Raw genomic sequence first — 14,499 nt, 5'->3', positions numbered from 1 at the left:
CCTATGCAGGAAAACAAGAACAAGGAGGCAGAAAAACCCGGCTTTGGTCAAATAATGCTCAGCACCCTGGCTGCCGCCATCGGTGTGCAAAGCAACAAGAACCGCGAGCGGGACTTTCAGAGTGGTAGCATTATGCACTACCTGGTAGCCGGCATCATTTTTACAGCGCTGTTTGTGCTGATCCTGGCTTGGATTGTGAAGGGCGTTCTCAGCAATATGGGCTGAGTGGCGCGGGATAGAGCCCCGCCACCGCCAACCCTTTATGCGAGGTCATTCCTATAGTCCGATCAATACTTCAGAATGGTTTGCCCGGCACCGCTCAGCTCCGGGCCTGAGGGGTCGGCTATCGGGTGGCAACCCAGAAAATACAGGTCACGACGAACACAGCCACCAGTAGCACAGCGGCAAGGGCGTCTACGACGTTGTCATCTTCCGGGGCAGCAACAACTTCATCACTCATCAAATCTCTCCGATCACTCATTATTGTTATTCAACGCAGTTGGGCCGTTTGCAACGGCCAGCCAAGTAGACCAAATCCCCGCGAGTGGCGCAAGCCGGGCCTGTTGGGCCCTCCTCTTACCTTATAACCGTTGGTTACAGATATAGCGGAAAATATTGTTATTTTTCGTATAAGAGCGCTGGTATGTTATGCGCCATCGGAGGACCGTCCGGGGCCTGCCCCTTTCTCCGCCACCAGCGCACAAAGGCAATGGAATCAAGCTGTAATGTATCGATACGATGATCGGGACCGCGCCATACTCAATGATCGCGTGGCCCAGTTCCGCGGCCAGACACAACGCTACCTCTCCGGCGAGCTGAGTGAGGAGCAATTCCTGGTGCTGCGGCTGCAAAATGGCCTCTATATCCAGCGGCTGGCCCCCATGCTCCGCATCGCCGTGCCCTACGGCCTGCTCAACAGCACCCAGCTGCGCCGTCTCGCCCGTATAAGCCGCGACTACGATAAAGGCTACGCGCACTTCACCACGCGCCAGAATCTGCAATTCAACTGGCCGCACCTGGAAGACGTGCCCGATATCCTTGCCGAACTGGCCGAAGTGGAAATGCACGCAGTGCAGACCAGCGGCAACTGTATCCGCAACACCACCTCGGACCCCTTCGCGGGCATCGCCCCCGACGAGATCGCCGATCCGCGCCCCTACTGCGAATTGATCCGCCAGTGGTCCAGCTTCCATCCGGAATTCGCCTTCCTGCCGCGCAAATTCAAGATCGCGGTGAGCGGTTCTGAACAGGACCGCGCCGCCATCCGCGTACACGACATCGGCGTGCAGATCAAAAAGCGCGCTGGGGAAGTGGGATTCCAGATACTCGTTGGTGGAGGTCAGGGCCGCACGCCGGTGATTGCCGAAACCATCCGCGACTTCCTCCCGGAAGTGGACCTGCTCTCCTACCTGGAAGCGATTGTTCGTGTTTACAATCGCCTGGGCCGCCGCGACAACAAGTACAAGGCGCGCATCAAAATCCTGGTGAAAGCCCTGGGCACCGAGGAATTTGGCCGCCGGGTGGAAGAGGAATGGCAGCAGATTAAAAACGGCACGGAAAAACTGACCCCGAAAGCACTGCAGTGGGCCAGGTCCTTCTTCACTGCCCGCAATTACAAAACCTTCGACGGCAGCGCCAGCGAGGCCGCCCTGCAACAGCAGGCAGAGGGTGACAGGGCCTTCGCACGCTGGCTGGAGCGCAACACCTATTGCCACCGGGTACCGGGTTACCGGGCCATCAAATTATCCACCAAGCCCACCGGCGTCCCCCCCGGCGATGTGACCGACCGCCAATTGGATGCCATTGCCGATCTCGCTGACGATTTCAGTTTTGGCGAGGCGCGCGTCACCCACGATCAGAACGTGGTGCTCGCCGATGTTGAGCAGGACAAGCTGTACGCACTGTGGCAGCAGGCGCGCAAAGCCGGTTTTGCCACCCCGAATATCGGCACCCTCACCGATATGATCTGCTGCCCCGGCGGCGACTACTGCTCCCTGGCCAATGCCAAATCCATTCCGGTGGCCGAAGCGATCCAGCGCCGCTTTGACGACATGGACTACCTCTACGACCTGGGCGATTTGAACCTGAATATCTCCGGCTGTATGAACGCCTGTGGCCACCACCATGTGGGGCATATCGGCATCCTCGGGGTGGATAAGAAAGGGGAAGAGTTCTACCAGATCCAACTTGGCGGCAGCGCCTCCAATGATGCCAGTCTGGCCAGGGTACTGGGCCCCAGCTTCTCCCGCGCGGAAGTCCCGGCGGTGATCGGCAAGATCCTCGACCTCTATGTACAACAGCGCCGGACCGCAGAGCCCTTTATCGATACCTATAAACGCATTGGTCTGCAGCCCTTTAAGGAGAGCGTTTATGCCAAAGCCGGCTAAACCGGGCCCGCAGCCGAGCAACCCCACCGAGCTGATTATCGACGGCGAGATCCGCCCCAACCAGTGGCGCTTGCTGGTGCAAACAGCAGCGGGGGAAAGCCCCGATATTCCGGCCCCGGGTGCAGGAAAGGTGATTTTGCCCCTGCGCCAATGGCAGGCCGAGCGCAAAGCGCTCGCCGGCCGCAGCGGGGAAATCGGCGTATGGCTCGATAGCGACGAAGGCGCGGAATTGATTGGCGCTGCGGCGGCCCAATGCCCGCTGATCGCGGTGCATTTTCCCGCTTTCGCCGATGGCCGCGGCTTCACCACAGGCCGCTTATTGCGCGAGCGCTTTGGCTTCAAGGGCGAGTTGCGTGCCGTGGGCGGCTTTATGCGCGACCAGCTCAGCTATCTGCAGCGCTGCGGCTTTAACGCCTACGCTTTCGAAGGCGAAGAGCCCCTCGCCAGCCTGCGAGACTCCCTGCACGACTTCAGCGACAGCTACCAGGCCAGTGTCGACCAACCGCTGCCCCTGTTCCGCCGCCGGCTGTAAACCGATTTTTAGCGCACCCCCTGTGCCAGGATAGTTGCCGCCTCTACTGAAGCGAAAAAAGCAAGACAGGGGGCAACCGGGACATCGACAGCCCGCCCGGTGCTGTGTCATGGTGGAACCGAGACTGGCACCCAGCGCTTATCGCCACCGGTTTGCCGCAACCCTCTTTTACTCGAATCAATCGGCGCAGCCTGTCATCCGGGAAGCAGTTTTCCCCTAACAACGGCAGGACAACAGCCTCTTCGGCCCTTATCGGCGGTTGGTGTCGCGTCGAGTTGAAATCGTTTGCTTTAAAAACCCTTGTGCCGCTGGCGACTTTTATCCTTGAGGGCTATCGTGACAAGCGGTGAAGGGTGCCAATGTAACTTGCACGTTTTTAATAGATCATTGCAGTTTTCTAAACCCAGGCGGTTAGAAATATAGGCATCAAAATAATCTTACTGGATTGCATTTCGTTTTCTTTCGTGTCAAAGCGGCGTAGAATCCATAGGCATTAATCGATATTTGGGCTGTGATTGGGCCAGTTTCTGTGCACCAATAACCCAAGAGGTCCAACAAACCCGGGCATTTTCTAGCCTGGGGATTTTCTCTAAAAACCCTCCCTGCAACAGGAGAACGGTAACGTGACCTAAGCGTAAGTAAAAGGCGCTGACCCAAGGTGATGCAACACCAGGGGCCAGCTAACCAAATTGATAAGCAAGTATCAAAATGGGTTTATGAATAATACGCTAGAAGCCCGCTCGTCTTCAATAAAGTGGGGCCCCTTCAGGCGCTTGGTGCGGTTCGCCAGGCCCTGGGAGTGTTGCGTCCGCCTGTTCTGCTTTACCGCCTACCGTTCCCGCGCCCCACCCTGCCTTACCTCGAGTCGTGACTTTCCAGCTATTCCCATCACAAAAAATCACTCCAGGATTTGCGATCCGGAAGGAAAGGTTTATGTTGGTTGTAAAACGCCGGCCAGGCGAGAACCTCAGAATTGGAAAAAATGTTTCCGTCACCGTATTGGGTATTTCCGGCAACCAGGTCAGGGTGGGCATCGCGGCCCCCAAATCCCTGCCCGTGCACCGGGAAGAAGTGTATCTGCGGATTCAAAAGGAACGGGCGCTGGACAATGAAAATGGTTGAGAAACCAAGGCTCTCTTTTGCGAACCCCCAAGGCTTGACGGTGGTATAGGCTGAATTAAGCACCCTGGACAGTATATTTATCTGAGATAAGGAACTCCGCGTCACTGCGATAGACGTGTCTACTCGCTTAGCAATGAAAGCCATACACTGCCAACCTTCACAGCGAGCCGGTAGAATGACTGGCACACAGTGACCACCCGACGATTTTTTCGGCCACATTGAACAGAAAACATTAAATTTGGAATAAAATTACCTTGAAAAAACGTGCTTAAACGATAAAACTGTTTCAGGATCTCTGGTAAAAGGCTTTATTTGAAGGCTAAATAAGTGCTTTACACTTCCTATAGCCCAGAATAATGTGCGCACCCAAAAACTGAACAAACGCAAACAGTAAGCGCTCCCTGTGGACTTCCGCAGCATGTCCAATGCTTCGCATTGGCCGGTCCTGTTGGCACTGTTAAACAATCAAAATTCACCATATAACAAAAATATTCTCTTATGGCAATATCAAGAAGAAATTTATTGAAATATTTTGGAGTGACTACTGTTCTCAGCTTTGACTATTTATGCAGCTCCAATACATACGCCAAACCAAGCACTTTTTCTTGGTCACTTGGCCAAGCACTGCCAAATCCAATACAAGAGATATATCCAGCCGTTTTTAGTGGTGAAATTTACGTTGCTGGTGGGTTTGTTCCCAGTGAACAACCCACGTTTTATGGACTAGCCCCTTCCAATCGGGTTTTCATTTATAATCCAAAAAAACTAATCTGGCGAAATGGTATTGAATTACCGCAAGCCAGGCACCATCTTGGGATGGCCAGTAATTCCCAACATTTATATGGAATCGGTGGCTTTAACGGCACTAAGGGTAATGTATGGCAGATAAGAGATACCGTATATAAAATCTCACCTAACGGAAAAGATTGGTTACCTGGTCCTTCTTTGCCCATCCCATTGGCTGAATCTGTTTATGCTTCGAATGGTGAGAATATCCACGTTATTGGTGGGAAAACATTAGACAAGGATTCGAAAAGAAATATTGATACTCCTAGCCACTTTTTACTCGTGGATAATACACACTGGGAAAAGGCTGCACCGGCAACCATTGCCAGAAACTCGGCTGCCAGTGTAACGTTGGCCAATAAAGTATTTGTTATCGGTGGCAGGAGAGCTGGAAAAAAGGCTAAGAATATACAATTTTCCGAGGTATATGACCCTAAAGATGACAAGTGGGAATCAATTAGACCACTGCCTGTTGCATTGGCAGGATTAACTGCAGTCACCTTAAACGGTAAGATAGTTGTCGCTGGAGGAGAAGCCTTTGGATCTAACGGAAATTGGAAAACAGGGAAAGCATTTAACCAGATATGGTTATACGATTCTATCAAGGATTCGTGGAAGGAAGTGATGAGTATGCCCCAACCAAGGCATGGTCATGGCGCAGTTTCCATGAACAATACCATGTACATTATGGGGGGAGCTTCAAAAGTTGGACCGCAAGATACTTTATCTTCATTACTTATTGTTAAGGAGTAAGTATTTAACCAATAAAGCCCCAAAATTAGTTTTGATTTTATTGATTCAATACCGCCAGCAGCTATGCAATAAGGTACTTGTGGGGCGCCTTCTATCAGATATTTGGCAATACAAGTTTGAACTCTGCTCCACATCCTGAAATTAGAAAAAGGATATTAATTTGAGAATTTTGATATTAGGGGGTTATGGTGTTTTTGGTGGCCGCCTTGCTGAATTACTCCTGAGTGTAACAGATCTTGAGATCATAATTTCCGGTCGAGATTTAAACCGTGCCAAAGATTTTTGTAACACCCACAACGGTAATGCAGCCTTAACTCCTCTACGACTGGATCGTTGCGAAATTGGGACCCAACTCACCTCCATAGCACCTGACATTGTTGTCGATGCTTCAGGCCCTTTTCAATCCTATGGCCATGACGGATATGCTGTAATCGTAGCCTGTATAAAAGCAAAGGTGAATTACCTGGATTTCGCAGATGCGACAAACTTTGTGTTTGGAGTTTCTCGATTTGATCAAGAGGCGAAAGAAGCTGGAGTTTTTGTCCTCTCCGGGGCGAGCAGTTTTCCAGTTCTTACTGCCTGTGTCTTGAGGGAAATGTCGAAGAGTATGGAAGTGCACTCGTTGAAAGGAGGGATTGCACCATCTCCTTACGCCGGTATTGGGCTAAATGTAATGAGGGCTGTTATTGGATACGCAGGCGCGCCAATCACCTTGCTTCGTGATGGCAAGAAAGTGCAGGCACTGGGTTTAGTGGAAACCATGCGATATACCATCGCTGTGCCTGGAAAGTTACCTCTGAAAAATATTCATTTTTCACTCGTTGACGTACCTGATCTGCAGGTAATTCCCTCAGAGCATTCAACACTGCAATCGATTTGGATGGGTGCAGGTCCAGTTCCCGAGGTTCTGCATCGATTATTGAACCTGCTTGCCAGAACAAGAGCAATCTTTAAGTTTCCTTCTTTTGTGCCTTTCTCTCGATTGTTTTACTGGGTTCTAAACCTGCTTAAGTATGGTGAGCACCGAGGAGGCATGTTTATCCACGCGCAAGGCATATCAAATGACAACCCCGTCGAGAAATCCTGGCATCTTCTGGCTGAGGGTGATGACGGTCCATACATTCCTTCTATGGCAATTGAAGCAATTGTTCAAAAAGTAAGAAAGAGGGAAGAACCTGCTGCAGGTGCCAGACCAGCCACGCAGGCACTGGAGCTTGAAGATTATAAAAATCTGTTTGCCGGAAAATCTATATCAATGGGTTTTCGGGGTGATGAAAATAAGCAGGACACCCTATTCAGAAGCATTCTTGCTGAAGCATTTGAACAACTCCCGGAAGCTGTTAAGGCATTTCATGACTCGGACGGATCGCGCATATGGAAAGGGCGGGCAGAAGTTCAGCGAGGCTCTGGATTTTTGGCAAATTTAGTCTGTAGGATTTTTGGTTTCCCCAAGAATTCCAGGTCATCTGTTGTGCGTGTAGTTCAGAGTCAGGTAGAAGGTGGAGAGCAGTGGATTAGGACATTTAATGACAGATCCTTTAATTCCATATTAAAAATCGGCTTGGGCAAGAATAGTTATTTGTTGACAGAGCAATTTGGGATTGTCCAAATGGCATTGGCATTAGTTTTGGACAAAGGGAAGCTGCATTTTGTTCCTCGTAAATGCTCTGTTTTTTCAATACCTCTCCCAAAGATTTTAATGCCATCTGGAAACAGTTTTGAAGAAGAAAAAGATGGTCTTTTTATTTTTCATATCAATATCGTTGCACCAATTGTAGGACATATAGTTTCTTATAAAGGCTTTCTGGAGCGAGGATGATAGAGAAGGTTTAAAGATGGCTTCAAACAGTAAGAAAAATTTTTTGGTAGTTTTTTGATGAATATGCAGTAGCTTGTCAGCCCTATACCCAATGGAGTAGCCTACTGCTAGGAGTAAGCTGCCCGAGCTAGATCGCTGTTCTTCCAGTCACTCATGTGCTGCTGCCAGAAATCGGTTTTACTCTGAGTGGTCATTTGATTCTCCTGATCGTTAATAATCAAGAAGTAGAGAAAAACTGCCCGGCCTTTCAGATGGGAGAGCTGCCGAAATAGCTTAACCACTTACTACCGGGTCGCAAGGAAAGAATACCCCTCCTGCTTTACTAGTAAGACTTCCCAAATATAGCAAGGCTATCGATTCAGGCTCTTAGCAAACCTGCCAGAAAGAATCTTCTGCCCTTTCTCTTAATAACTGAAGCCCAGTAACAAGCACTCAAGAATAGGCCAGTTCCCTGCCTTGCCCATCTGCTGGATACACAGCGATACAATGTAAGACCAACTGATACGTCTCTTAACTCCGTTTTCCCATACAGTTTAGTTTCACTACAACTGGAGAGCGTGAGATGAAAATTTCAGGACCCGAAATCCCCACTGTGTACGGTCTTGTCAGCAACCCAAGTTGACTCTGCTTCAAATTTATATCTTGAAAAGCAGAGGTTGTTCCTGTGCGATTGAAAAAAATTTCTGTTCTCTTTTCCCTTATTTCAATGTCATCTGTCGCTGCTAGTGATATCGAGACTACTACCAGATTTAAGCAGTTTACTCCTGCTAAAAATGGAGAGATCGTTGTGGAGACAGGAGTCAGTCTCGCCCATTCGAATTTTGAAAACCTGTACTACAGCTCCGTTTCCTATCGGACGCCCAGCATGCTTTTCAATATTCCAACTTATCTCAACCTTGAGCTAGGAGGGCTTGTCGGACAGGGCTGCGTAGAAAGCGCTTGTAGAATAGCCAGTGGAGAGTCTAAGACTAATTTTAACACACTGTTAATGGGAATCTCAGAGGAGTATCTGCTGATTGATAAGAAAAATTTCTATATAAGCTTTTCACTTGGAGCTTATATCAAAAAACCATCGTCACGCATTGGCTCCATATTTACCTTTGGGGAGCGGCTAGCTATTGGAACAAAATTCTCCGACTTCAACCTCAAACTCTTTGCTCGACACTTCTCAAATGCATCGATGACCGAGAACAACAGTGGGCAGAACTTCCTTGGAATCTCGCTTGATGTTCCTCTATAGATCGCATTGCCTAGTAAATAAGTCTACAAATTTTATTTAGAAACAAACTATGGATAGCAAAGAATTCGGTCTCGTTGCCGCTCAACAACTATTTCAAGTCGAAGACTTACACTACGGCTTTTGGGAAATAGGAGAGCAGCCCTCCTTCCAAAACTTACAGAGAGCGCAGGAAAACCATACGGAATTTCTACTTAAGCACATCATAACTCAAGGGACTGCGGGAAAAATACTCGATATCGGTTGTGGCATAGGAAATACTACACAGAAACTTCTAAGTCAAGGGCACCGAGTTGACGGCCTGGTTCCTTCCGAATGGATGGCTCGCATCGCGAGAAAGAAGGTCTCACCATTCGCTAACCACGATAGAGGCAAAGTATTTTTTTGCCCACTGGAAGACTTGCCCGTTACTCGCCTACAAGAAAAATACACATTAGTATTTTTTAGCGAAAGCTACCAGTACGTCAACATGCAGAAAGCCTTTTCGGTGATTGACAAAATTTTGATTGACCAAGGTAAAGTGGTCATTTTTGATTTTTTTAAAAAGGACAATGCAAAGGGCAAATCCCCCTTAAAAGGAGGACACTCACTGAGACAGTTCTACGAAATCGTCACGGATAACGGCTACATAATGACTGAAAACATTGATGTTACGAAAAACTTGAGCCCCAACCTTACCCTGGTTAACGAAATGTTGGTGCAGCGGCTTATACCCTTCTCGAACTCCCTCGACAATTTTCTTTCTCACAAGCACAAACTCACCTATAGATTAATAAAATGGCTATTGCGTAAAAAAATTGACAAAGCCAAGTTCAAATATTCGGAGCAACGCAACGCAGAGAATTTCCAAAAGTATAAGAGCTATAGGTTAATCGTATTGACCAGGAAGAAATAATTTATGAATGGTAAAGTTTGTCCATACTAGTGCATTGTTCGTGGCATTGAGTGCCCTTTTCCCGCAGCAAGGTAACATCCTTGAATCTCTCGGTTTCTCTATCATATCATGAATTCTCTGTGCGGCCTAAACGACTATACTTTTACGCTGATCCTGTCCAATCAGTAATAGCAAAAGCCTGCCGATTGGCAGTAAGATAATCTGCAATTCCACATTGCAATTGGGGCTTAGCTGTCAATACAGATGATAGAACACGAGAAAGAAATACAATCATGCACAAGACATTCAAAATCATACTCGGTGCGTCACTCCTTATTGCACTTTCACTCAATCTCTTTGCGCAAAGACCTACAACGGAGACTTATTAGTAACGCAGGAGGGAAGAATCCCCCTCTCCCAGGATCGTATGAGGCATGGATGCCGATTATAAGTGTACAAGGGTGTATTCACAGCGTGCCCTGGGAGAGGGGTAGCCTTTTCTTCTGACCCGGTAGTAAGTGCGATTAAGCTGTGAGTAATAGAACAATAAAGCAAGCACCGGTTAACTTAGTTGAATTTTCAATAACTAAATGTCCTTGATGCCAATCTAATACGCGCTTGACAAGTGCTAATCCAATGCCATGGCCACTAATTTTTGTTTTATACTGATCGCCACGCACAAAAGGCTTTACTATTTTTTCTCGCAGCGAAACATCAATGCCTTTACCGTTATCATGAACATATATCTTGCAATAATTGCCTTCATTCATACATTCGATGAGTACCTGCCCACCTCCATAGGTAAGTGCATTTTGAAGAAGGTTGTTTATAATCATTTTAATGTAAAAGGCATCAGCTTGAATCTTTAATTCACGCGACCCATGCGCAAATGAGATATTGCTTTCAAATTGATTATTCGCCTTAATGCACTGATTAATCAATGGCACTAAATCAATAGCATTACTATGTAAGGACACCATGATTTGGTCTAAGCGGGCATAAGTTAACAAGGTTTCAACCAAGGTTGTCATATCGTCAATATGATCGCTGATTTTTGCTTGATACTTTTGCCTGAGTATCGGATCATTTTCCTCGGCGAGTGTGTCAAGTCCAAAACGAATACGCGCCAGGGGCGTTCGTAAATCATGTGATACTGCACTGCTCAGTAACTTTACATCATCCACCAAACTTTCAATCCGAAGTGCCATCTGATTAAATTCCGCCTCAATCTCTTTAAGATAAGAAAATTTTCTGGATGGAATTCGTTGCTGCAGCTCACCCTGACCAAAACGTTTTGTTGCGTACCTCAATGACAATAATTGTCGTATTAAAGGAAACGCCCAAAGGAAAAATAAAAGCAGTAGCGCAATATAAAAACCTATAGTAAAGCCATATTCTCGTGTTGATATTGCAGGTGAAAAATAGGATTTTGACACTTTTATCAATAATACTTCTTGCGATTGCCTCAGAGGAAAATACCATGTTAAATTATTTTTTGTCTCTAACAGCAAGGGCTCACCTTGCTCCATTTGAAGTGCAAGCGGGTTAGGCATAGGCAAATCGGCCTTTGTTAACAGGCCTAATTCAAAGGGCAGATGTTCTGTTTCACCCTGCACCGATGGCCTTTCGCTAATGGCAGCTTGCCAATTTTCAATATATTGCGCTCGCGAAGGAAAGTTAGCCAGTGAGTTCGACCATTGATAACCTAAATCTTCTATCATTTTGGCCTTATCAACATCTCTTACCAGAGAATGATTTTGCTCATACAAATAATCAAACAGCCAACCAAGACCAGCAGTAGCTAAAAAAACAAATAACAGCAATGAGTACAATAAAGTGCGCATATACCTCCTTCACTACCAGGCATCTTTGGCAAAGAGATAACCTTTACCCCAAACCGTTACAATACGACGAGGCTCACTTGGGCAATCACCTAATTTTTTACGCAGTCGCGATACTTTAAGATCTATTGAACGATCAAAACCATCATATTCAAATCCTCGCAGCTCACTCACCAACTCGCTCCTAGAAACGAGCTGCCCCGCTTTACTTGCCAATAACCACAACAGATTAAATTCATTGGAGGAAATTTTTAGCACCTTGTCCTGCAAGATAACTTTCATGGCTTTCTTATCAATGCAAAGTTGATTAAAGACGAGCGGGCCTTCATCATTATTTGATATTAAATAATGGTTTAACTCTTGTTGACGAGCAATATACTTGCGAATGCGCGTGAGCAAGGCGCGTGCTCGTACAGGTTTTGTCAAATAATCATCGGCGCCCATTTCAAGACCCAAAACCTCGTCTATTTCTTCATCTCGCGCAGTCACCATAATAATCGCGTTCTTAAAGTTTGGCCGCACCGCTTTACAAACATCAACGCCGTCCAAGTTAGGCAACATACCATCGAGAATAACCACATCAGGATGAAGCGCTTGTATAAGTTCGACCGCTTGCTGACCACAGCCTGTGATATCTACTTGGTACCCCTTGGCAACGAGGTAGTCCTGCATCCATTGGGCTAAGTCAACATCGTCTTCAATCAGGAGAATATGTCCTGAGCTTTGTAACGTGGCGTTAGTCACTGATGTGCTTATCTCTTTTATGATGAGTTAGTATTTTATTAACCGTTAAAACATACGCCAAGACAGTCTTGATCGGACGTTTTTCTTATATACCCATGCCATTTCCAATTCAGCAGCTACCAATCGTACCTGCTGCTTGCCATCTTTTTCCGTTAGATAGAAGGTCACATTAGTATTTGAAGCAATTTCTTTTGCATAGTGACCTTGCCTCGCTTCTGACCAGCACGCCAGGTGTGAATCTTGTTGATTAGAAAAAAGACAGTACGTCCCTTTTTTGCCTGCTGACCACTGCACATCAATATCTACATAGCACGTTTGACCATGATGAAGCGCAATACACTGCTTGGGCGAGAGTTTTAATGTTGCCGACGGCTTGGCATCATTCACAACTTGCGCAAACGAATTGGCGCTCAAAAAAAATACTACCCAAGCAATAACAAAGATTTGAAGTATTGTAAAAGGGACCAGCAATGCGATGTTTTTAATAAGAAGTTTCATGAGTTCCCCTACTAAAATACATAGCTAAAAAGTACGCCAAATTCAGTGATATCTTCTTTTCTTTCTGGTGATGCAATAATTAGTTTCATAATGGGGCTATCCGTGATACTGCTTGATATATTGGTGTAGCGATAATAAGTTTCAAACAATAGATTTTCACTGATAGGGTAGCTTGCACCAATCTGCCCAACAAAATCAATGCCGGCCCCTGCCTGATAATCGGGGAAATCCAATTGACTTTGCAACTCTGTAGTAGAGTAATAATAATCCAGAATTTCTTCTGAGCGATATACGAGCCCAGCAGAAGCGTAAACTTCCCAATTTTTTATTTGCCATGCATTAGAGGCAAATAAGGACGCATATACACCATCATTATACTCATCATTAAACGAATATGGCGCAACCACAAGCTGCAATAATTGATTTTCAAACAGCCCCGTAGCCCTCAATCCCAGCATTTCTGAGCTTTTTATTTTTTCTTCTTGATGAAACCCAGATTGTCCGTAGCCATATTTGTTACGCCCATGAGCACGTACTGATGTTAAGTCAAACTGCCACTGCTCAGTATTGTAGAAGTTGAAACCAACGTTTATACCTTGATCTAGCCTATTTGCGCCAGAAGCAGCTTCAATGAAAAAACCCCACTTTACTTGATATCGACCACTCACGAATAATGTACCACCTTTGGCTTCATCATCAGAGGGACCTACTTCGGATTTGTAACCGTAGCCTACTTTTAAGTACCCACCTTGAAAGTCATCGTTCTGACTTCCAAAATCACTGACTTCCCTAGGCGTGGTCGAGGTGTGAATTTGATTTACATTCTGTACTTCAATCAGTGGCTCTTGATTAGTATCAAGAGCATTTGCTACAGGTGAGTAACTGATTAAACTGGCGCATGAAAGTGATACAGCGCGTACCCAATGAGAGTTTGTCATCGTGTTTTCCCCTAAATCACCCTAGGTTTGCCGGAGGCAATTTGATTTGGGTCATACCGCTTGGGTAGACTCAGCTTGTTGATAATACAGGTTTTCGTATTCGGATGGGGGCATATCGCCAATCGGCCTGAGAATGCGGTGAATGATCTTATCCTCCAACTCGTCAGTAAGCTGGGTTCGATGCTTCTTGACGACCTGTGGCTCGAAGGTGCCGGCTCGGTCCCGTGGTGTCTGCAGCTCGAAGCTGTCCGTCTGGCTTTTCATGGTTTTGGATGTATGGCCATTGTTGAGGTTGGGCTTGTCCTCGCCGGCGAGGTGCTCCTCCAGCTCAGCACTCATAGCTGCTTCGGTAAGCTGTTTGATCAGGGGGGGTCAGGATGCCATCTTTGCCGCTGAAGCCTTCGCCCTCACACAGCGCCTTGACAGCAGCATCCATATCGAAAGTAGGTTTGGTCATAGGTCATCTCTTTTTTGCTAATGATAAAGAGATGACACAGAATTCTGAACGCTACCCTGCCCAGCCTGATTTATGTTCGTGCTCGCCGGTCAACACCCTGCGAACTGCGCGTTCCCATACTTCGGGGGAGTATCCGGGTTGTTTGCTCATTGGATAATTCTCTCAAGAAATTTAGGCTCCGAGAAATCCGGAGTGATTCATCCCTTACTTTTGATTGTTTTGACAGGAAAACAATAATAGATAGGTTGCTAAAAAGAAGTACCACTAATTGTCAACCTGTATCAATTTGTATCTACTTCCTGTTAATGATCATTTATCGGCATGAACACCGAAATCAACTTTGAAGATACGCTATTTTAATCAATTCGCGGATTCAACCTTGAAGTGCATACCATTTATGCGGCTTGTGCCGCCAAGTAATTATCCATTAAATCTTCTGGTGTTTCAAAGCCTAATGTTTTCCTTGGGCGGTTATTTAAATCGCATACCACTGCATCAACCTCCCCCTGAG

General features: G+C 46.6%; 13 protein-coding genes and 1 pseudogene. 8 read left to right on the top strand and 6 right to left on the bottom strand.

What is annotated here, in order from left to right; all coding sequences use genetic code 11:
* Window positions 1-3: 3 nt before the first annotated feature.
* Window positions 4-225: a DUF2970 domain-containing protein gene (locus ACL7TT_RS17710; protein ID WP_413397394.1), complete on the top strand. Its 222-nt coding sequence runs from the start codon at window positions 4-6 to the stop codon at window positions 223-225.
* A gap of 118 nt (window positions 226-343) precedes the next feature.
* Here the strand turns inward: ACL7TT_RS17710 and ACL7TT_RS17705 are convergent, their stop codons facing one another.
* Entirely contained in the window at window positions 344-481 is a 138-nt protein-coding gene (locus ACL7TT_RS17705) for a hypothetical protein (protein WP_413397392.1), read from the bottom strand.
* A 244-nt stretch (window positions 482-725) separates the two neighbouring features.
* On the opposite strand from ACL7TT_RS17705, the gene ACL7TT_RS17700 reads away from it, so the two are divergent.
* The 7 genes from ACL7TT_RS17700 to ACL7TT_RS17670 all read left to right on the top strand — a co-directional run bounded on the left by ACL7TT_RS17700 (window position 726) and on the right by ACL7TT_RS17670 (window position 9,531).
* Window positions 726-2,387 carry a nitrite/sulfite reductase gene (locus ACL7TT_RS17700; RefSeq protein WP_299944930.1) on the top strand — a complete coding sequence of 554 codons (1,662 nt, stop codon included), beginning with the start codon at window positions 726-728 and terminating at the stop codon, window positions 2,385-2,387.
* Window positions 2,371-2,919: a DUF934 domain-containing protein gene (locus ACL7TT_RS17695; protein WP_413397390.1), complete on the top strand. Its 549-nt coding sequence runs from the start codon at window positions 2,371-2,373 to the stop codon at window positions 2,917-2,919. Before ACL7TT_RS17700 ends, ACL7TT_RS17695 begins: the two co-directional genes overlap by 17 nt.
* 933 nt (window positions 2,920-3,852) lie before the next feature.
* Window positions 3,853-4,041 (top strand): carbon storage regulator CsrA, encoded by a 189-nt coding sequence (gene csrA, locus ACL7TT_RS17690; protein WP_413397388.1) that lies wholly within the window; start codon window positions 3,853-3,855, stop codon window positions 4,039-4,041.
* Between the two features lie 522 nt (window positions 4,042-4,563).
* Window positions 4,564-5,580 carry a Kelch repeat-containing protein gene (locus ACL7TT_RS17685; protein ID WP_413397385.1) on the top strand — a complete coding sequence of 339 codons (1,017 nt, stop codon included), beginning with the start codon at window positions 4,564-4,566 and terminating at the stop codon, window positions 5,578-5,580.
* 160 nt (window positions 5,581-5,740) lie between these two features.
* Window positions 5,741-7,399 carry an SDR family oxidoreductase gene (locus ACL7TT_RS17680; RefSeq protein WP_413397383.1) on the top strand — a complete coding sequence of 553 codons (1,659 nt, stop codon included), beginning with the start codon at window positions 5,741-5,743 and terminating at the stop codon, window positions 7,397-7,399.
* Between the two features lie 664 nt (window positions 7,400-8,063).
* On the top strand, window positions 8,064-8,639 hold the full coding sequence (locus tag ACL7TT_RS17675) for an acyloxyacyl hydrolase (RefSeq protein WP_413397382.1): 576 nt from the start codon (window positions 8,064-8,066) through the stop codon (window positions 8,637-8,639).
* Between the two features lie 49 nt (window positions 8,640-8,688).
* On the top strand, window positions 8,689-9,531 hold the full coding sequence (locus ACL7TT_RS17670) for a class I SAM-dependent methyltransferase (protein WP_299944941.1): 843 nt from the start codon (window positions 8,689-8,691) through the stop codon (window positions 9,529-9,531).
* Window positions 9,532-10,034: 503 nt separating this feature from the next.
* On the opposite strand, the gene ACL7TT_RS17665 is transcribed toward ACL7TT_RS17670, so the two are convergent.
* From ACL7TT_RS17665 to ACL7TT_RS17645, 5 genes and pseudogenes are all read right to left on the bottom strand, one after another.
* Entirely contained in the window at window positions 10,035-11,354 is a 1,320-nt protein-coding gene (locus tag ACL7TT_RS17665) for a HAMP domain-containing sensor histidine kinase (RefSeq protein WP_413397379.1), read from the bottom strand.
* A gap of 12 nt (window positions 11,355-11,366) precedes the next feature.
* Window positions 11,367-12,095: a response regulator gene (locus ACL7TT_RS17660; protein ID WP_299944936.1), complete on the bottom strand. Its 729-nt coding sequence runs from the start codon at window positions 12,093-12,095 to the stop codon at window positions 11,367-11,369.
* A gap of 45 nt (window positions 12,096-12,140) precedes the next feature.
* A complete protein-coding gene (locus tag ACL7TT_RS17655; protein ID WP_413397377.1) occupies window positions 12,141-12,593 on the bottom strand; it encodes a DUF3019 domain-containing protein in 453 nt (150 codons plus the stop codon).
* A gap of 11 nt (window positions 12,594-12,604) precedes the next feature.
* Complete coding sequence (locus ACL7TT_RS17650; protein WP_413397375.1) at window positions 12,605-13,531, bottom strand: MipA/OmpV family protein; 927 nt, start codon at window positions 13,529-13,531, stop codon at window positions 12,605-12,607.
* A gap of 141 nt (window positions 13,532-13,672) precedes the next feature.
* Window positions 13,673-13,988, bottom strand: a pseudogene (locus tag ACL7TT_RS17645) (transposase); the annotation flags it as partial.
* Window positions 13,989-14,499 lie beyond the last annotated feature (511 nt).

It is taken from the genome of Microbulbifer jejuensis (assembly GCF_047289955.1).
Taxonomy (GTDB): domain Bacteria; phylum Pseudomonadota; class Gammaproteobacteria; order Pseudomonadales; family Cellvibrionaceae; genus Microbulbifer.
This window is presented reverse-complemented; position numbering and strand designations above follow the sequence as displayed.

What these genes read in the sequence shown, in the direction of transcription:
- csrA (WP_413397388.1), top strand. Translation starts at nt 3,853, where the DNA reads ATGTTGGTTGTAAAACGCCGGCCAGGCGAGAACCTCAGAATTGGAAAA.
- ACL7TT_RS17705 (WP_413397392.1), bottom strand. Translation starts at nt 481, where the DNA reads ATGAGTGATCGGAGAGATTTGATGAGTGATGAAGTTGTTGCTGCCCCG.
- ACL7TT_RS17710 (WP_413397394.1), top strand. Translation starts at nt 4, where the DNA reads ATGCAGGAAAACAAGAACAAGGAGGCAGAAAAACCCGGCTTTGGTCAA.
- ACL7TT_RS17670 (WP_299944941.1), top strand. Translation starts at nt 8,689, where the DNA reads ATGGATAGCAAAGAATTCGGTCTCGTTGCCGCTCAACAACTATTTCAA.
- ACL7TT_RS17700 (WP_299944930.1), top strand. Translation starts at nt 726, where the DNA reads ATGTATCGATACGATGATCGGGACCGCGCCATACTCAATGATCGCGTG.
- ACL7TT_RS17665 (WP_413397379.1), bottom strand. Translation starts at nt 11,354, where the DNA reads ATGCGCACTTTATTGTACTCATTGCTGTTATTTGTTTTTTTAGCTACT.
- ACL7TT_RS17695 (WP_413397390.1), top strand. Translation starts at nt 2,371, where the DNA reads ATGCCAAAGCCGGCTAAACCGGGCCCGCAGCCGAGCAACCCCACCGAG.
- ACL7TT_RS17650 (WP_413397375.1), bottom strand. Translation starts at nt 13,531, where the DNA reads ATGACAAACTCTCATTGGGTACGCGCTGTATCACTTTCATGCGCCAGT.
- ACL7TT_RS17655 (WP_413397377.1), bottom strand. Translation starts at nt 12,593, where the DNA reads ATGAAACTTCTTATTAAAAACATCGCATTGCTGGTCCCTTTTACAATA.